Source organism: Bowmanella denitrificans, assembly GCF_039522935.1.
Lineage (GTDB): Bacteria > Pseudomonadota > Gammaproteobacteria > Enterobacterales > Alteromonadaceae > Bowmanella > Bowmanella denitrificans.
In genome coordinates, this window is sequence record NZ_BAAAEI010000008.1 from 111755 (window position 1) to 131320 (window position 19566).

At 52.9% G+C, this 19566-nt stretch carries 14 protein-coding genes; 7 read left to right on the forward strand and 7 right to left on the reverse strand.

The window, feature by feature from the left end; all coding sequences use genetic code 11:
• The first annotated feature begins 1 nt into the window (after position 1).
• Positions 2–1417 (forward strand): FAD-dependent oxidoreductase, encoded by a 1416-nt coding sequence (locus ABD028_RS09495; RefSeq protein ID WP_102797290.1) that lies wholly within the window; start codon positions 2–4, stop codon positions 1415–1417.
• Positions 1418–1820: 403 nt separating this feature from the next.
• Here the strand turns inward: ABD028_RS09495 and ABD028_RS09500 are convergent, their stop codons facing one another.
• From ABD028_RS09500 to ABD028_RS09510, 3 genes are all read right to left on the reverse strand, one after another.
• Complete coding sequence (locus tag ABD028_RS09500) at positions 1821–4766, reverse strand: TonB-dependent receptor domain-containing protein (RefSeq protein ID WP_343844435.1); 2946 nt, start codon at positions 4764–4766, stop codon at positions 1821–1823.
• Between the two features lie 480 nt (positions 4767–5246).
• Complete coding sequence (locus tag ABD028_RS09505; RefSeq protein ID WP_343844437.1) at positions 5247–5540, reverse strand: CBS domain-containing protein; 294 nt, start codon at positions 5538–5540, stop codon at positions 5247–5249.
• A 121-nt stretch (positions 5541–5661) separates the two neighbouring features.
• A complete protein-coding gene (locus tag ABD028_RS09510; protein WP_343844439.1) occupies positions 5662–5955 on the reverse strand; it encodes a CBS domain-containing protein in 294 nt (97 codons plus the stop codon).
• Positions 5956–6103: 148 nt separating this feature from the next.
• Here ABD028_RS09510 and ABD028_RS09515 point away from each other — a divergent pair, with 148 nt between their 5' ends.
• Together ABD028_RS09515 and ABD028_RS09520 are read left to right on the forward strand one after the other, a co-directional pair.
• The gene (locus ABD028_RS09515) at positions 6104–6409 is read left to right on the forward strand and encodes a hypothetical protein (protein WP_146027186.1); all 306 of its coding nucleotides are present in this window, start codon (positions 6104–6106) and stop codon (positions 6407–6409) included.
• A 105-nt stretch (positions 6410–6514) separates the two neighbouring features.
• Positions 6515–7084, forward strand: coding sequence for a DUF2726 domain-containing protein (locus ABD028_RS09520; protein WP_343844442.1), 570 nt, complete (start codon positions 6515–6517; stop codon positions 7082–7084).
• Between the two features lie 108 nt (positions 7085–7192).
• Here ABD028_RS09520 and ABD028_RS09525 read toward each other — a convergent pair whose 3' ends face one another.
• Positions 7193–7558, reverse strand: coding sequence for a VOC family protein (locus tag ABD028_RS09525; RefSeq protein WP_343844444.1), 366 nt, complete (start codon positions 7556–7558; stop codon positions 7193–7195).
• Positions 7559–7768: 210 nt separating this feature from the next.
• On the opposite strand from ABD028_RS09525, the gene ABD028_RS09530 reads away from it, so the two are divergent.
• The gene (locus tag ABD028_RS09530) at positions 7769–8206 is read left to right on the forward strand and encodes a nucleoside deaminase (RefSeq protein ID WP_343844446.1); all 438 of its coding nucleotides are present in this window, start codon (positions 7769–7771) and stop codon (positions 8204–8206) included.
• Between the two features lie 81 nt (positions 8207–8287).
• A complete protein-coding gene (locus ABD028_RS09535) occupies positions 8288–9019 on the forward strand; it encodes a substrate-binding periplasmic protein (protein WP_343844448.1) in 732 nt (243 codons plus the stop codon).
• Here ABD028_RS09535 and ABD028_RS09540 read toward each other — a convergent pair.
• The 3 genes from ABD028_RS09540 to ABD028_RS09550 are packed head-to-tail and all read right to left on the reverse strand — an operon-like array spanning position 9016 to position 13002.
• Entirely contained in the window at positions 9016–10344 is a 1329-nt protein-coding gene (locus tag ABD028_RS09540) for an aminopeptidase P N-terminal domain-containing protein (RefSeq protein ID WP_343844450.1), read from the reverse strand. The two genes, ABD028_RS09535 and ABD028_RS09540, sit on opposite strands and share 4 nt — an antisense overlap.
• Positions 10331–11287, reverse strand: coding sequence for a bifunctional Delta(1)-pyrroline-2-carboxylate/Delta(1)-piperideine-2-carboxylate reductase (lhpI, locus tag ABD028_RS09545; protein ID WP_343844451.1), 957 nt, complete (start codon positions 11285–11287; stop codon positions 10331–10333). The genes ABD028_RS09540 and lhpI overlap by 14 nt, the downstream gene beginning before the upstream one ends.
• The gene (locus ABD028_RS09550; RefSeq protein ID WP_343844453.1) at positions 11284–13002 is read right to left on the reverse strand and encodes an MFS transporter; all 1719 of its coding nucleotides are present in this window, start codon (positions 13000–13002) and stop codon (positions 11284–11286) included. The genes lhpI and ABD028_RS09550 overlap by 4 nt, the downstream gene beginning before the upstream one ends.
• A gap of 74 nt (positions 13003–13076) precedes the next feature.
• Between ABD028_RS09550 and ABD028_RS09555 the strand changes: the two genes are divergently transcribed.
• Both ABD028_RS09555 and ABD028_RS09560 read left to right on the forward strand, forming a co-directional pair.
• Entirely contained in the window at positions 13077–15536 is a 2460-nt protein-coding gene (locus tag ABD028_RS09555; RefSeq protein ID WP_343844455.1) for a hypothetical protein, read from the forward strand.
• A gap of 214 nt (positions 15537–15750) precedes the next feature.
• The gene (locus ABD028_RS09560) at positions 15751–18942 is read left to right on the forward strand and encodes a DEAD/DEAH box helicase (protein WP_343844457.1); all 3192 of its coding nucleotides are present in this window, start codon (positions 15751–15753) and stop codon (positions 18940–18942) included.
• The last annotated feature ends 624 nt before the right edge of the window (positions 18943–19566 follow it).

Below are 19566 nucleotides of genomic sequence, written 5' to 3' on the forward strand. Positions count from 1 at the left end.
TATGGCAAAGAACGTATATCAGTTTGTCGATGTTGAACGTATCGATCCTCCGAAAAAGCCCGCCGCTATTCGTCGCAGCGAGTTTGCCGAGATTTATCAACCTATGAGTGACAGTCAGGCTGCCGGTCAGGCCGATCGCTGTCTGGACTGCGGTAACCCCTACTGCGAATGGAAGTGCCCGGTGCACAACTATATTCCGCAGTGGTTAAAACTGGCCAATGAAGGGCGGATTCTGGAAGCCGCCGAGCTGTCACACAAAACCAACAGCCTGCCGGAAGTCTGTGGCCGGGTGTGCCCGCAAGACCGTTTATGTGAAGGGGCCTGCACCCTGAATGACGATTTTGGCGCGGTGACCATTGGCTCTATCGAGAAATTTATTACCGATACCGCCTTTAAAATGGGGTGGCGGCCGGACATGTCCGGGGTAGTCAAAACCGATAAACGGGTCGCCATTGTCGGGGCTGGCCCAGCAGGTCTGGCATGTGCCGATATTCTGGTTCGCAATGGCGTGACCCCGGTAGTATTCGACAAGTACCCCGAGATTGGCGGTCTGCTGACCTTTGGTATCCCGGCCTTCAAGCTGGAAAAAGAAGTGGTGCAACTGCGCCGCGAAATCTTTACCGAAATGGGCGTGGAGTTCGTACTAAATACCGAAATCGGCAAGGATATTCAGTTCCAGCAGTTACTGGATGAATACGATGCGGTATTTCTGGGGATGGGCACCTACAAATATATGCAGGGCGGTTTTGCTAACGAATCCGCGCCCGGCGTGTATGAAGCCCTGCCCTATCTGATTGCCAATACCAATAAGCTCATGGGCTTGGAACAATCGGCTTGTGACTATGTGGATATGCAAGGCAAGAAAGTGGTGGTGCTGGGCGGTGGTGATACCGCCATGGACTGTGTGCGCACGGCGGTGCGTCAGGGTGCTGAAAAGGTCATCTGTGCCTATCGTCGCGACGAGGAAAACATGCCTGGGTCGCGCCGTGAAGTACAAAACGCCCGTGAGGAAGGCGTGGATTTTCAGTTTAACCTGCAACCGCTGGATATCGCCGTTGATGAAGCCGGTCACGCCTGTGGCGTCAAACTGGTGAAAACCCAATTGGGCGCACCGGATGCAGCGGGTCGTCGCAGTCCGGAAGCCGTGCCCGGCTCTGAGCATATCCTGGAAGCCGATGCGGTTATTGTCGCCTTTGGCTTTCAACCCAGTCCGGCCAGTTGGTTTGCAGACTTCGGCATTATTCTGGATGAAAAGGGCCGGGTCAGGGCACCAGCCAAAGGTAAATATGCGTTCCAGACCAGTAACCCCAAGGTATTCTCCGGTGGCGACATGGTCAGAGGCTCAGACTTGGTGGTCACTGCCATCTTCGAAGGTCGCCAGGCCGCAGAAGGCATGCTGGATTATCTGAACGTCTGAAAAATGGCCGACAATAGTGCCCTGTGACTTCTGTACAACCACCAGGGAGAATGGCAGTACAGAAAACACCGGGGCACCATAGCCTATGTAAGGCTATTGAACAGCTGTAGCTGCTCTGCTTTAAGCTATGGGAACTAGCTTAAGATTGTCGGCCCACTGCATTGATGTTGCCGATGCTGCTCACTACTACATCGGCATACGAACGCCATGGACATCGCCGATGAGTGCTCCCTGCAACATCGGCATACGACCGCCATGGAGGGTGGAAGTGCAGAAAACGCAGGAGCGGTTTTCTGCCCGTCCTTCCATGGACATCGCCGATGAATGCTCCCTGCAACATCGGCATACCGTCCTTCCATGGACATACCCATCCAGGGTTTCCCTGTTGTGTTATGTATCGAATTTACATCCTGACATTAATCCCAGCCGTGTAATAACGACCCAGACCATCATACAAGGTACCGCCGCTATTAATGTTAGGCAGGAAGGCCGGTTGCTTGTCGGTTAGATTGTTAATATCCAGATACAGGTTGATGTTTTCGGTCAGGCCATAGCCCAGATGCAGATTGTGTTTAAAGTAGGACGGTACTTTATTGTCAAACCAATCTGGGTATTCCTCAGGCTGAGCGGTTTTGTTAAAGGTGGACTCACCAACGTAGTTAACTCCCCATGCCAAGGTTAGGCTGCCGGTACTGTATACCGTATTCACCTGGGCACGGACCCTGGGGAAGTCCCAGCGTCCGGCCAGGCTGCTGATGTCCTCGGGATCATTAGGGTTCTGGCGAAACTCACGCTTGTCCAGGTAAGTACCTTTAAAGGTTAACCCCAGTTCACCGTCTCCCAGAGCATAACGATAGGAGATATCCAGGTCAGTCCCTCTGGCGGCGAACTTTGACGCATTGATATTCTGCACCGAGATATTGTTTATCTGGCCTTCACCATCACGTTTAATCAGGCTGCAGAATTCTTCATTCAGGCCAGCGCCGTCAACGCAATTAGCCAGTACGTCAGAGGCATCGAAGCTGGTGATGGCGTCCGTGATCTCAATATCCCAAAAATCGATGGCCATGTTCAGATCTTGAGTCGGCGTCACCACTAGTCCCAGAGTCAGCGTATCGGCTTCTTCCGGTTTTAACGCCAGATTACCGCGCGTGACAACCTGACGGGTACCAAATGAAGCTTCAGAGACAAAATTCTCGTCAATACCCAGCGCCTGACAATTGGCACGCCGATTTTGCGGATCGCGGCCGTTGTCCAGTTCGGTATTGTGACAAGGATCGGTGACCCGCGCGCCGGCGATAGAATTCGGCGCAAACAGCTCCTGAATATTGGGGGCACGAACCGCCTTGGAATAGGTGCCTCGCAACCTGAACATATCGTTAAAGGTCCAGTTCAAGGCGGATTTATAGGTCACATCCGAGCCTGTTTCACTATGATTAGCCAGGCGGGCGGCCAGTTCCAGCTCCACTCTTTCTGATACCGGCGTGTCTTCCAACAACGGCACTATGGCTTCGCCGAATATTTCTTTAACATCAAAGCTGCCTTTTACCGGATTCAGATAGCTATTTTCCTCACGGCTTGGCCCCGTGCGACTTCCCACCAATCCGGAACCCACGCCATCAGCGTCCACGGCCTGAGCCAGAGGATCTGGAATGCTGGATGAACTCTCCTTGCGATACTCCAGGCCCGCAGCAAAGGCCACCATACCGGCAGGCAACTCGAACAGATCACCATTTAAGGAAAAGGATGCCAGCGTCTGCTTAATCTCATCTTCCTGACGTAGCGTTACCGCCACATAATCAATGGCAGCCTGGCTGGCCTGGTTATTGATTGGATTGAACGGTACACAGGCACTATTACCGCTGCGACAGACCGGATTACCCTGCGCATCAGTGGTGGCATCCAGCGCTTCATAGTAGCGCTCATTCAGCACGTCTTGAGAGGTTGAACTGGACTCCACTTTGCCGTGCTGCACATAGAAGTTATAACCGTAGTCGCGCCAGAACCCTTCACCACCAAAGGTGAATTGCAGGGTTTCCCGCTTGTTAACATTGCGGCTGTTCAGGCCCACTACCGCCAGCGCCACTACATCCAGATTGCGGGCGGTCATCACGTCCACCAGCTCTTGCGGCCTGAACGGATTGTCGCTGCGAATAGCGATTAGCGGGCCAAAGTTGTCGTCATGGAAGACACTGGCCTGGCCCGAGGCCGCCGACTCCACCTTTCCGTATTTCAGATTGCTGAACAGTGACAGGTTGTCAGTGACGTCGTAGTTACCACTGATATTGGCCAGATAACGTTCAGTAGGCTGACGAAGGGTATTGGTTTCTGCGGTACGAAAGCCGTCACCGCCGTCACAAGGCACCACCGCACAATTTTTGCCCGGGATAAAATCACGAAACTGACCGCTGTCCCGATCAATGATAAAGGTGTCGTAACCCAGGCCAAACGGATCATCAGCGAAAGTGGGGGGCAGCGGATTATTGATAATATCGAAGGGCGTACCAGCCAGTACCCAATTGTCGTTGGGTACGTAAAACACCCCTTCTTCGCTCAGGGCCTGGAAACGAATGTCCGGGGTAAACACAGTATTAGGGATGCCATCGTCCGGACCGGTATTCTCGGGGTTGGCCAGAAAGCTGGGGCGCTGATTGGCGTAGTCCCTTGCAGTCATCGGTACTTCGTCTTGTTTGGAGTAGTTCAGATGGAAAGTCAGATTAGCCCGGTTGTCGGCAAAGTTCTGTCCGAAGGATAACGACACATCCCTGTTGTCGGCATCACTGCGGGATGAACGGCCCACCGACGCATCCAGCGCCAGTCCGTCATAATTTTTACGCATGATAAAGTTAACCACACCGGTAACCGCATCGGCCCCATAGATTGCCGAGGCTCCACCAGTGATGATCTCGACCCGCTCCACCAGCTCAACCGGGATCATGCTTAGATCAACCGACGCTTCCCCCGCGGCTCCGGGTACATGGCGTCGGCCATCCACCAGCACCAAAGTGCGCATTTGCCCCAACCCTCTCAGGTTTGCCAGTTGCAAACCAGCCTTACCCAAATCATTGTCATCGTTGTCATTAATATTGGTGCTGCCGATACCATCCACCAGGGCTGGCATCTGGTGCAGCAACTCACCAATATTTTTTACCCCGGACACCTTGATGGTCTGGGCATCGATGACGGTGGTCGGTGTGGTCATCTGCGCACTGGTACGCATAATACGCGACCCTGTTACCGAGATATTCTCAACAGTATCTTGTGTATCTGAAATTGTATCCTGAGCAAAAGAAGGTAAGGAAACCGCCATTGAGACGGCCATCGCGGTCTTTGTAAGCACTTTATGCATCGCATAACCCCATCTGTTATTAGACTTATTGGCACATGTATCTGAACACGCCAGCAAACTATCTAATAACGTATCTCAATGGGCAATATGGGTTAATGATCTGTTAAATCAACACAATCAGAATGCTTATCCAGACAACAGAATAAAGATTTTATCTATTATATTTCAACACCTTAACTTGACACATTGATACTTTCAGGTTAGTCAGAATGCACCAAATGGCAACATTATATTTACAACACAGTAAAGTAATAATTACACAAATAGAGAAGCCAAGCACAGCCAATATGAAGACCCAGAAGGTCCCAACATATCGGTACAGGCCATATGGAATGGCGGAAACCCAGATAACACAGCCTGCATTTTGATGCGCGCGGTAGCGGTTCATAAGCATGGATGGAGGTACAGGAGCAAAAAGTATCTGAGATACTTCAAGTTAGAACATAATTATTGATTTCTTTTATTTTTGGAATAAGAGAGTTAACTGTCTTTATTATAAGAAAGTGGCGGATTAACAGCGCGGGATTGTCTTTTTACCTTGCCTTCTGACAGCAAGCGTAAAATATCCCGCCAGCTTAGAATACCAATGGGGTGACGGTTTTCATCAATAACCGGCAGGCAGGAAATCTTCTGTTGACTAGAGCGTGTTGACCTTTTGAGTATGATTTTGCAGCAGTTTGTGGGCCCTTTATACAAGGCAGCGCGAACGTGGTGTAGTGAGTCTACATGAGTGAGTAATAACGCCGTAGAAAGGGCCCACAAGCGCTGCCCCAAGGGTTCAACCCAGCCCCCTCCTGCTCTGTGTTGCCGGGCTTTGACTTAGGCCCACTAGGCCTGCAGCCCGGCGTCGTGACCAGAAGGGGGCTGAATTTGAACAAAATCTATACTCAAAAGGTCAACACGCTCTAAAATTAATGGCATCGTAGATATCATTGTCCGGCGTCAACACCCAAAGGTGTCGCGCCATTATCTGGTACACTTTTTTATTCAGAGTAGCGGTATCACGGCGGGTCTCGGCCGCGGTGCCCAGGTTAGGACTCAGGGCCTTAAATAAATCACGGTCGGATACAATGCCCACCAATTGGTGATTTTCCACCACCAGTAAGTGGTGAAATAATTTAGCGTCAAATATACGTTGCACTTCCGCCAGGCTGGCATCTGGTTCTACCGTCACCAGACGCCTGGTCATGACTTTTTCCAGACTCATACCATACCTTTGTATCACAGCAGCTATTTGTCGGCCCAAGGCCGGGGCTCTATAGTAATAGCTATTCTATATGACATAGCAAACTCTGCGAGAGATGATGGCAAAATCCATTTTGGCCTTAACCGTCCTTGTGAGCATAAGCTTATCAGGGACAACACTGGCGACAACAGATTGTCCGGCACAGTTTCATAACCTGCCGCTGGCCGCTAACGCCCGCTATTGCCAGCAGTTCAATGACAAGATGCCCGCCACTCTGAGCTACTTTGCGCCGCAGTCGCCGCAACAGGTATTGGCGTTTTACCGTGCCCAGTTCAGTGACGCACAATTTAGTCAAAGCAAAGACCAGCAGATCCTGGAGGATCCGGCCAGGCACTGGGTGCTGGTGATTTCCAACGACGGCCAGGGTAGCCAGGTGGATATTTTGGTTAAGCAATAAATCGAGGAACATGCTCCCCTCCCTGGTTCTTGGCACCTAAATTGCAGAATCTCCCACAACGTCGCCGGGCGTCAAAAGCCCGGCATTTTTTCAGTGGAGACTGCCATGGAACTAACCCTCGTTTTATTAATGATCCTGATTGTGGTGGCCATTGGTGCCATAAAGCTGACAGGAGAAAAACTGGCCTTTCCGTTTAAAAAACGCAGTAACCTGTTTACCCCGGTTGAACGCACCTTTCTGGAGCTGCTGGAGGGCGCGGTGGGTCATCAGTACCGTATTATCTGCCGGGTACGACTGAGCGATATTCTCAGCCTGCGTCAGGGCACCGACAAAAAAACCGCCCGGGGCGCCATGCAAAAAGCCGCTACCCGTCATCTGGACTTTGTGCTGTGTGATAAGACAGATATGAGCCCGGTGGTTGCGGTGGATTTAGTGCATAACGGTGGTAAAGACGGATATAAAAGCCAGCGTGACTGGTATGTCAGCAGCAGTCTGGATGCGGCCCGAATTCCCCACTTGCGTATCAAAGTAAAGTCAGGCTATTCCGCCCAGGAAATCCGCGACTGTATTGAGGCCAAGCTCGCTCCCATGCGTTACAAGGAACCCAAAAAACCACTGGTTCAGGGCACTATTAAAGACGATAAGGCCGGGCTGGGCCGCCCCGTTACCGCATAAGTTTTCGTGACTGGCCATGGATGGCTGCACTTTCAGGTTGGCCGTTTTCAGACCTCAGTTGTCAGTAAACAAGCCAGACATGCTGCTATGCATTGCTGACCAATTCTTTCAGTAAGGGGAGCAGATATCTATCAGGCATCCATCAGGATCTTTTAGCAAAAACCTGCGTTGTCCGTAAAACTCGTTTTTAGGTGCCTGAATAATTGGCAAGCCCAATGCAACCGCTTTGTCAAATACGCTATCGACATCAGAGACAACAAAAGTCACATACATCCCTTGTGGCGGGTGCTGGTACTCTTTAGGTACCAACTCGTGTTGCCGTTGAATAAGCCCATATTCTATTTGCGGATTATCCGGCACACAAAGTTGTACGTACCAATCACTGTCGTATTTCACCTCAAGTCCAAGAAGATCAATATAGAATTGTTTACTTTGTGACAAATTGTCCGAGCAGATGTTGGTTAGTATTCTCACCGTATACTCCTATACAGAAAATAAGATGATATACCCCATGCTGGGTGCTTCACAGACTTAACTGGCAAACCGACCAGGGACTGTTGAATAGTTGGTAATTTAATCAACCTCAGTATTCATAGCCAACGTGACAATGGCAAGATACAAGCAATAAATCCAAAACTGTCTTATGCTGGCATAACAGCGACGGTATTAATTTAAGGTGAAAATATGGATGCATTTTTACAGGCCGCTATCGAGCAGGCCAGACTGGGGCAGGCAGAAGGCGGTATTCCCATTGGCTCGGTGTTAGTGCACAAAGGCAAGATCCTCGGTGCCGGACATAACCGCCGGGTTCAGCAAGGCAGTGCCATTTTACACGGTGAAATGGATGCGCTGGAGCGGGCGGGCAGGCATCCGGCCAGTGTTTACCGCGAATCGGTGCTCTACACCACCTTATCACCCTGTTCCATGTGCAGCGGCGCCATTCTGCTGTATGGCATTCCCAAAGTGATTATTGGTGAAAACAAAACCTTTATGGGGGAAGAGGCACTGCTGCGTGAGCGCGGAGTGGAACTGACCGTTCTGCAGGATCATGATTGTATCGCTATGATGGAGGACTTTATTACTCAGCATCCTGAGCTGTGGAATGAAGATATTGGCGAATAATCGAGGCACTGAATTTATCCGGAGCTGGCATTGCATATAACTAAGCTATGGGTTGTTTTTCTGCTTGGGTTGGTGATTCCGATGGCCACGCAAGCCAGGCAAACGCTGGCAGTCGGCGTGTATGATTACCCCCCTTTTTACCAGACCCATATGGGGGAAGCCGATGGCGTGATCCCTGATGTGCTGCATCTGCTGAATCAGGCACAGAGCGAGGTGGAATTTGTTTTATATGCCACCACGGCCAGACGCCGATACAAGGATTTCCAGGATGGCAAATTTGATTTATTGCTTTTCGAAAACCGTCAATGGGGTTGGCAGGACTACCCAGTGCATGCATCAGAGACCTTGTTCAGCGGCGGTGAAGTGTGGGTGACAATGGCCGCGTCAGACCGGCATCAAAGCTACTTCAAGCAGTTGCAAGGTAAAACTCTGGTTGGCGTGCTGGGCTACCACTATGGTTTTGCAGATCTGGATGCCGATCCGCACAGATTACATCAGCACTTTGGCATGCAACTGGTAGACAGCCAGGACAAGGTGATGGAACTGCTGTTGCAGGAACGCGCCGATATGGGTCTGGTCGCCTATTCCTTTATCAATCGCTACCTGCATCAACATCCCGAACTTAAACCCAGACTGCTGATATCCGATACCTTTGACCAGCAGTATCAACATGGCGCGCTACTACGCGAGGACGCCACCATTACAATTGAATGGCTTAACAGCCTGTTCAGCCGCCTGAAAGACAACGGACAGTTGCGCGCCCTCTGGCATCAGCATCATCTGCTACAAGCACCTGAAAGCAAAAGCCCTTAAACACCGTTCTGCATCAGACTTTCAATTTGCTCAACCGTGCGCGGCGCACCGGCCGACAAATTCTCACAGCCTTGCGGCGTGACCAGAATATCATCTTCCACCCGCACCCCCATGCCACGCCACTGCGGCGCTACCGCGCTGCAATCTTTGGGGAAATACAAGCCCGGTTCAATGGTAAACAGCATATTGCTCTGCAAGGTCCGCCAGTTGCCAGCATCGTCATGGTAGGGGCCCACATCATGCACATCCAGCCCCAACCAGTGACCGGTTTTATGCAGGGTAAAAGGCGCGTACAGTTGCTGTTCCAGTACCTCATCCAGACTGCCGGATAAGATGCCCAGGTCCAGCATGCCCTCAGCCAACACCCGCATGGCGGTGGGGTAAATGTGCTGCCAGCCAAGACCGGGCCTGACAATAGCAATGGCCGCATCCAGCGACGCCAGCACCAATTGGTACAAATCGCGCTGCGGGCCGCTAAACTTGCCATTTACCGGGATCGTGCGGGTAATATCGGCGGTGTAATACTGATAATCCCCGCCGGCATCCAGCAATAACAGTTCTCCGTCCTGTAAGGTCGAACGATAGGCTTCATAGTGCAGGCAGCAGGCGTTATTGCCAGTGGCGATAATATTGCCGTAGCCCACATCATTGCAGCCGTGGCGGGCAATTTCAGCCAGAAATTCGCCATGCAGTTGCAATTCGGTTACACCAGGCGCGGCAACTTGCATCAGGCGTTTATGTCCGGCTACCGAGGCGTGCACGGCCTGGCGTAACAACGCCAGTTCATGGCTGTCTTTGATGACCCGGCTGGCATGAATATAGGGCAGCACCGAGTGCAAATGGCGGAAGATCTTAGGCTGGTCAAATTTAACGCTGCGACGCTGCTGCGCCAGCCAATCCACCAGCCGATGGGAAAAACGTCCCAGCTCATCGGCCAGATACAGATGCGCACGTTGGCCCATCAGCTCAGGCAGGCGCTGTTCCAGCTCGGCAATATCATAAGCAAGATTGGCCCCATAACCTTCAACCGCCCCAACCTGCCCGGTGCGCTGGGCAAACCACACTTCCTGATGGGCATCTTTGGGCTGATTAAATAACACAAAAGGTGCATCGCATTCGGGGCGTAAAATCGCCACAGCATCCGGCTCGGCGTAGCCGGTCAGATAGTAAAAGTCGTGATCCTGGCGAAACGCATAATGAATGTTTTTATTGCGAACCTGCTGACGGTTACCCACCAGGATCACCACCGCATCTGGCTCCAGCTGAGCCAATAGCTGCTCCCTACGTAAACGATACAGGGCCTGTTTTTCACTACTTAACATCATGCACTCCTAACCTTTGATAGACCAATTGCGCGGCCACCAGGTCCTCCAGTGCATGGCCAACGGATTTAAACAGGGTGATATCCTGTGCCTGGCGCTGAAACACCTTTGCACCGCCACAAAGTTCAAACAGATCCGCTGCCAAGGCTGAAGGATTCAGCAGGCCGTTTTGTATCGGGATCAGCAGGTCACCGGTTTCCTTGCAGGCGCCCTGGTAGTTGTCCACCACAATACGGCTGCGGCGAATACAATCATCATCGGCTTCGCGCATATCCGGCCGGTAGGCCCCCACCAGATCCAGATGTTGCCCCGGTTGCAGCCAGGCGCCCTGAATCAGCGGCGTGCGGCTTAAGGTAGCGCAGGAGATAATATCCGCCTGAGATACAGCGGCCTGCAATTCAGTGGCCACATCCAATTGCACCGGCAAGCCCCGGAGCTTATCTGCCACGATCTCGGCTTTATGTCTGTCGCGCCCCCAGATGGTCACCCGCTTTATCGGTCGAACCGCCATGTGTGCCTGAATCAGTTGCGGCGCCAGGGTGCCGGTGCCCACCATTAATAAATGCGTGCTGTCGGGGCGGGACACAAAGCGGCTGGCCAGTGCTGAGGCCGCAGCCGTGCGTTTGGCGGTTAAGGCCGGGGCATCCATGGTCGCCAGCACCGAGCCGGTAGCGGCATCCATCAGTAAGTAAATGCCCTGAATAGACGGCAAACCACGTTCGGCATTATCCGGGGCCACAGTAACCAGTTTGACACCAATCTGTTTCCCGGCCTGCCAGGCCGGCATCATCAAAAGGGTGGTTTCCCGTCCCCCTTGTGGATTGGCAATATCATAGTGCTGGCGCAGCGGCACAATGCCGGGATCGGAAAAGCCCGTCGCCAGCGCATCAATAAGTGACGAAAAGGGCAAGACATCGGCCACCTGCCCGGCATCAATAAACTTCATGCTTCTCCTGCTTCTGATAAGGTGTCTACACTCAGGTCTGCTCTGTCTTGTCGGGCGCGGGATTGCCAGCGGTTAAATATCCATAATGCCATGGCACTCACCAGCGCAATCAGGGCAAACAGGCCCCACATCCACTCTGGGCGGCCCTGCTGTTTAGCCAGATTTTCATAGCCCCAGCCGGATAACAGCCCGGCAAACAGAAAACCCAGCGCCATCGACACAAAGTAATAGCCCATATACATCGCGCTTTGCTGCTTAGGCGCGATACTGGCCACATATTCCTGGCTTTTGGGTGAGGTCAGCATTTCGCCCATGGCAATAGATAAGATCACCACCACCATCAGACTGCCACCCAGCACAAATTGCCCATTCAGGGCGGCCAGCCAGATACCGCCGCCCATGATCACTATCCCCGCCACCAGCACCTTAAAGGTGTGCAGTCGGCGACAAACATAGCTGACCAGAATTTGCAGCAATACAATGGCGGCAAAATCCAGATTAATCAGATACTCAGGATTGATCTGGCGATAGCGCCCGGCCCAGTCCTGGGCGATATGCGCAGCCAGTTCGGCCGGGGAAGCGCTCTGACCTAACTGGCTTAACGCCCCGGCCAGAACCTCATGGGGCACATTGACCTTAAGGTGTACCAGTTGCAGGCGCAGGGTTTCCAGCGGCAGCGCCGCATCCAGGGTTTGCAGCTTTTCGGCAAGAGCGCCGACATCCACATGGGCCAGAAACGCCAGAGTATCTTCCCCCAGCCAGGCCAGTAAACTGAGCAGATCGCCTGTATCCACATAGTCGCGAATAAACAGCGGCAAGGTATAAAACAGCTGATTGTAGACGGTCCAGAACCCGGTCAGAATCAGCAGGTACAAGGCGAAAGGCAGGTTACTGATGCGAATGGGCTGCGCCAGCCAGTGGCGGGCATTGGGTGCACACAGCCGATTCCACAACAAGTTAATCACTAGCCAGACAGCAATAGCAATAAAAGCGGGCTGATAGCCCAGCCAGCCTACTCCGGCGGCCATCAGCAGCATAATGGCCGGAAACAGCAACAAGGCAAAGCGGCCATTACCCAGCACCTGCTGGGCCTCGCTTAGCACCTGACCTAATTTGTTAGTTGAGCGCACTTGCTGCGGCTCCCGGTATAAAAACAGCGCTGGCAGAAAATTCAGGCAGATCCACAGGCTGGACATCAGAAACACCGCATCCCAACTGATGGCGCGCATATAGCCGGCCACCAGCGGGCCGAGAAAACCGCCAATGTTCACCATGGTATAAAAGATACCAAACCCCAGTCCGCGATTGGCTGCTACCGTGGTGCGAGCAATAGTGCCCACCACTATAGGTTTAAAACAGGCCGCGCCACAGGCCACCGCCAGCATGGCTAAAAAGAAACTACCAAAGCCTTCGGCCTGCCCCATCAGGTAATAACCAGGTGCCATAATGGCAAACGACAGCAGGAACATGCGCCGATAGCCGTAGCGATCCCCCAGCGCGCCGGTGACCACGGGTAGCAGATACAGAAAAAACGGAATAATGCCCTGCAGTGCGCCGCGCTGCGCCTCAGAAAACCCCGCGCCGCCCTGCTCGGCGGGTGTGGTCATATACACCGACGACAGTGCAAAAAAACCATACCAGGCCAGGCGCTCGAAGATCTCCATGCCATTGGCCACATAAAATGCCAGGGGAAAGCCTTTAGGTTGATGTGTCATATCAATGCTTGGCCTCTGTTAACAATTATTTTATATTGTATGCAATATACAACTTAGTCAACCGATTAAAAACCATGCAAAGAAACACCACCTTACTTCTGTTATTGCTGTGCCTGTCGGGCTGTGGCGCATCTCAGCCCCAAACTGACACCCCCTCCCACAGCCAGTTGGCACAGATACCGGCACCCAGTCAGCAACAAGTGGATATTCAGGTGGCAGGTCGCACCTCCAGATTGCTGGCTATGGATATCGCCTTTGTCGGTAAGCAAATCCCTTACACCTATAGCGCCGGGAAAATCGCCAACAGTCCTGACTATAACTGGTGGGTCAGCAAACACTTCGCCATTCAAAGCGACTTACCGGCAGAGAAGGTCCGGTTGTATCTGGAGTTACTGGAGCTGTCCTACCCTCAGTATGTGGAGCTGTTCGGTGCCGAGCCGCCCAATATTGAGCGCCAGCGTATTGCGGTGGTGTATGGCTCAAGTCGCGAGCGTGTGCGCGAAGCTATGCTGGACGACGGCTTTGGCCGTGGTGTACATGCCACTGCCGGCGGCGAAACCATGTATTACAACCGTGCCGGATACAGCTTTCCCAGTCATCGCCAGCAGCACCAGCGCTATATTGTGATTCACGAAACCATGCATGCTTTTCATATGGCCTTGTCAGGGCATTCTAATTGGGCGCCCAACTGGATCACTGAAGGTCTGGCTGATGCCATCGCTTCCCATGTTTACGATCCAAAGCGCCGTGAGCTGACGGTGATGGTGTTTGACCGGGCGCCAATGAATTATCTGCAATTGGGCCTGGAACAATATTATGCCGGCGGCATGCCCAGTATTGAGCAAATCAACGATAACCCGGCCCTGAAACGCGGTCTGAACTTCTTTATTATTCATTTTTTGCTGTCGGATCCGCTACGCGCCCAGTATTTTGCCCTGTTCCGTGACCGCCTGATGGCCGCCAACCCGCACTCCGATGCCACCCTGCCCACCGCCAACCGTTTGTTAAAGGAAAGCTTTCCCGACTGGCCGGCGCTGGAAGCCGGGTTTGCCCGGTTTGTGCGTGAGCTAAGCCCCAGCTTTTACATTGCCTATGGCCCCTGGGAGCAGGATGGCAGCAGCTATTTTATTCGTAGCGGTGAGGCCGAGCAGTTACCCAGACTGGATATTCGCCTGCCCAGTGGCGCTAACAGCCAACAGGTGATGGACTTTCCAGCGCCGCAGCCAAGTCCACTGATTCAACTGACCAGCGCGTCGCCTCATCTGGCCAGTGGCCTGCTGATTGAATTTGTACCGGAGCAGCTGCAACGTGGTCAGGTCGGACTGGCGTTGGGATTACAATTGGCCGGCCATAACCAGGCATTCAGACAGCAGTTTCAGGGCGAAGCCGACAATAGCCTGGACAGCTATCTGAGCCTGCAACTGGTTGATGGTCGTTACCTGAAAATTCAGGGCCACAATCTGCTGGCCGACTACGCCGCTTTCGCCCTTACCCCGGCGGTATTTGCCGCCTTGCAGGCCTCTAATCAATTGGGCATCAGCCTGGCAACCGAGCCAGACCACCTGCAAATCGTGCTGCGTAGTCAGACGCAGGTGCAGCGGCTCCGCTACCCTCTCAATCCAGCGTTGTATCAACAGCTTAGCCAGGGAGATATCAGCCTGCTGGCCAAAGATGTCAGTCATAAGCTGGCCCCCTATTTAAATGACGGCCGCTCCACTGCCAGCTACCAAGCGCAAAATCTGAGCAATCCCTGGCAGTTTGCCCAGATGCCGACTCTGCGCCGGGCCTTTGTTAGCTGTCAGAACCTGAAAGCCTTGGTAACAGACTGCCAACCGCGGCTGGCGTCGATATTGCGCCAGTTACCCAATCCAGCCAGCCACCCGGCCCTGGCAGCACAGCTGGACGCACTGCAAGCACAGTTACTGGCGAGTAAAGATAATAATCTGATTGCCAACCTTGGCGGTATTCAGGCCAGCATTGCTTATCATCAGGGGCAGCCGTTTTTACGCGTGGTGAATCCGTCCGCCTACCCGGTAACCCTTAACGGCGAAATCGCCTGGCAAGGGCAATCACAGCAGCCCGCACTGACACAAACTCTAAAGCAATCTCTGCCCACCGGCGTGCATAACCTTAGCCTTAACAACCCTGCCGATGCCCGTCAGTTAAGTGCAGAAGTGAAACTGCAATGGCAGAACCTGACCAACACACTGACCATCAATGCCCCGGTACAACCCTTTGATGGTGTTTACCTAAGCGCGCAAAAACAGCAAAGCCAGCAACAATTGCATATTCGCGCCCAGTTAAGCGGCCCGTACTCCGGGCAGAGCCAGGGCAAGCTGATTTATGAGGTTTTCCCCAGTCATGCCGTAGACCAAAGCCGGGTCGAACAGCCCATCAGCTTTGCTCCATATGAACAGTTGGAAACAAGTTATAGCTTTACTCTGTCGCCGGAGTATCAGGGCGAAATTAAAGTGCAGGTTGTGGCCGAGGTGGAAGTGGACGGTGAGGCACTTAGGCTGCAGAAGCACCTTTAATCACTAAGTTCAAACAGAGACACCGCATTCGAAAATATTCACCGCAAAGGCGCAGAGTGAACGGAGAAATGCAGGAGCCATGCAAATAGTGCAATTAAAAATTCTGCACTCCCGGCGTCTCTGCGCTGATATGTGGCTTTTTGTGGCAATCAGCAGCCAGGCTGTGACATCATAACGGCCCTGATTAGGGCCCTGGCGGAGCACAGCCTGTTTTATGCGTTCGATTAAAGAGCTGGAAAAGCTTTTTTCTACTCGCGACTGGGAAAAAGGTCGCTATCTTTACCAGCAAGGTCATATCGACAGTCTGAATTATGACCCGGAAGAAAAAATGCTGAGCGGCGACGTCACCAGCGAGCGGGGCCGTGGCAGTTATGATGCATTTATCGACTGGGGCCTGAAAAAAGTTATCTGTGATTGCAGTTGCCCGGTGGGGCGTTTCTGCAAACATGCCGCGGCGCTGGTACATGCCGTATTGGATAACAACAACCCCATGCTGGATACCCCGGATCAGGTGGTGGCCGACTGGCTGGAAAGCCTGAAATCGTCGAGCCCACGCCCACCTTCCGCCAAGCAGGATGTTCCGGTGTATTTGCTGTCACCAGCACGAGTCCGCGACAGCAGCGGTATACGGGTTGAAGTGCGACTGTCCAGGCTACTGAAAAGCGGCAATCTGAGTAAAAGCCTGCGCAATACCTATGTATCTGAGCAATTGCTGCGCCAGGTGCAGGAGCCGGACCGCGAGTTGCTGGCCAGCCTGCTGGCGCATCGCGACCCCTGGGGAATCGTCAGCGAGTTAGATGCGCTACGCCCGATACTGGCAAGCGGCCGCAGCTACTGGCAGCATATGGGTGATTTGCCCTTATCTTTGGCCGAGCCACTTGCTGGCGAGCTGAAGTGGGTACAGCAAGGCAACAGCCACAGTTTGTATCCCATTGTAGCGGGTGCCCCTGCTGGTGCACTGGAGCTGGTGCCGACCAATCCCCTTTGTTATCTGGATGATGTTCACCAGCAACTGGTGCCAGTGGATTTTGGTCTGGATGCCAAACAAACCCTGGCACTTATTGACAGCCCGCCAATGCAGGAACAGCAACTGGCCTGGGCCTGGCCGATGATGCGGCAGTTACTGGGTGAACAAACCAACAAAGTCCCGGCCCCACCTGTGGCGCAAAGTCTTGCTATCCAGCCGCCACTACCGCACCTGCTGCTTAAAAAACTCAGCCGCCACCCTGAAAGCTGCGTAGCACGGCTGAGCTTTGATTATCAGGGCCAGCGCATCAGCCCTTATGCCGCCGATACCCTATTATACAGCCCGGATGGCAAGGCGATTCCCCGTGATAAGCAGTTTGAACAGCAGGCCATCGATAAGCTCCGTGCAAACGGCCTGACACTGGCGCAGGCCAACTTTAATTATTGGTCGGCCCCCCAGTTTGACTTAAAAGGTGACAACCAGACCTGGTTTGCCCTGCTGCATAATCTGCTGCCCGGCCTTAAGCAAGCCGGATGGGTGATCGAAATAGAAGACGGCTTCCCATACCAGATAGCTGCTACCGAAGCCAATATTGAAACTCAGATCGACTATCAGGAAGGGGATTACTTTTCCCTGGCTATGATGATTGATGTGGGCGGGCATAAACTGCCGCTGTTCCCGATATTGCGCAGCGCTTTGCAACAACTGCCTAAGGCCAGCCTGCAGGACAGCAGTCAGGATGAGCACAGCCATCTGTTTATTGAGCTTAGCGACACGCAGGCCTTGCCGTTGCCACTAAGCCTGATCCGCCCGTTGTTAAACCAGTTTGTTGAGCTATTTATGCCGGGCAATCTGAATCCGGACGGCAGCCTTAAACTGTCCCGCTTTCAGAGCCATCAGACACTGGCCATGTTGGACAATCACCAAGCCATCGGCAAGGGTCTGGACCTGCTGCGCCAGACCGCGGAAAAGCTACGCCATTTTGACGGTATCAAACAGGTAGAGGTGCCGGATACCCTGCAGGCACAACTGCGCCCATACCAGCATCAGGGCCTGAACTGGATGCAATTTCTGCGTGAATACGGCCTGGCCGGTATTCTGGCCGACGATATGGGCCTGGGTAAGACATTACAGAGCATTGCTAACTTATGTGTGGAAAAACAGGCCGGCAGACTTACCCAGCCCGCCCTGATCCTGGCCCCCACCAGTGTAATTTTTAACTGGCAGGCAGAGCTTTCCCGCTTTGCTCCGCATCTGCACAGCATACTGTTGTACGGGCCGAACCGACACCAGCACCTGGCCGAGATGGCCGCTGCCGATGTAGTGATCACCAGCTATCCGCTGGTACAACGCGACAGTCAGATTCTGGCCGAACTGCATTGGCATTATCTGGTGATGGACGAAGCCCAGACCCTGAAAAACCCCGGCACCAAGTTATATGAAGCCGTTTCAGGTCTTAAGGCCAGCCACAAGCTGTGCCTGACCGGCACGCCGATGGAAAACCACCTGGGCGAGCTGTGGGCCCAGTTTAATTTACTGCTGCCGGGCCTGCTGGGTAGCCATAGTCACTTCAGCAAGTTGTTCCGTACCCCCATTGAAAAGCAGCAGGATGGCGCGCGTCGGCAATTGCTCAGCGAACGTATCCGCCCCTTTGTTCTGCGGCGCAGCAAAGACAAAATCGCCCAGGAGTTACCGGCCAAAACCGAGATTATCAGCAAGGTCAGAATTGAAGGCAAACAGGCTGAACTTTATGAGTCGGTGCGACTGACAGTAGATGACACCCTGCGCGAAGTGATTGCCAATAAGGGCCTGGCCCGCAGTCAGATTGAAATTCTTGATGCCATGCTGAAACTGCGTCAGGTGTGTTGTCATCCGCAGTTGCTGTCGCTTGCCTCAGCACAGAAGGTCAAGCAATCGGCCAAGCTGGAACTGCTGATGGAGATGCTGCCGGAACTGGTCAGTGAAGGGCGGCGCATTTTGCTGTTTTCCCAGTTCACCTCAATGCTGGAAATTATTGAGCAGCAGTTGCAAAAACAAGGCATAGGCTATGTGAAGCTAACCGGTGCTACCCGCCAGCGCCAGCAGGTTATCGACCAGTTTAAGCAAGGCGATGCGCCGCTGTTTCTGATCAGCCTTAAAGCCGGAGGTACTGGCCTCAATCTGACCGAAGCCGATACTGTGATCCATTACGATCCCTGGTGGAATCCGGCGGTGGAAAATCAGGCCACCGACCGCGTTCATCGTTTCGGCCAGGACAAGCCCGTATTTGTGTATAAGCTGATTGTGGAAGGCTCCATTGAAGAGCGTATTCAGTCATTGCAGGAACAAAAGAGCCGCCTGGCCAGGGCCATTCTGGCCGACGAACTGGCCGATAACAGCAGCGGCCTGAACGCCGAAAGCCTGCAGGCCCTGCTGCAACCTTTGCAGAGTGTTAGCTAAGGCCAGATAGTTTTCACCATCAAACCACAGACGGAACGGAAAAATACAAGAGGTTACTTGATAGATGTTCTTAAAAACTCTGTGATCTCCGTGCCTCTGTGGTTATCTTTAATTTAGTGAAATACGTTTTCACCACAGAGACACAGAGGGCACGAAGAAATGCAGAAGTCTTTCAATCTATGCCCTTGAAATCTCAGCGTCCTCTGCGCCTCGGCGGTGAATAATAGAAGGCATCTCGCCAAGACGCTAAGTAAGCAATGAAAGCCAGGGGAGTGACCACACTTTCAACCACTCTGTGATCTCTGTGCCTCTGTGGTTATCTTTAAATTAGTGAGATACGTTTTCACCGCAGAACCGCGGAGGGCACAGAGAGAAGCAAGAGGTCATTTGATTCAGGCCCTTGAAATCTCGGCGTTCTCTGCGTCTCGGCGGTGAATAAAAAGCCTTCTCACAAAGACGCTAAGCACGCAAAGAAAACCAGCAGAACCATCATTCCCTTAAACCACTCTGTGATCTCTGTGCCTCTGTGGTTATCTTCAATTTAATGAGATACGTTTTCACCACAGAGATGTATGGACTCCCTCCCCCAAGAGGGATACACGTAATAAGCACGCACGCTTTTAC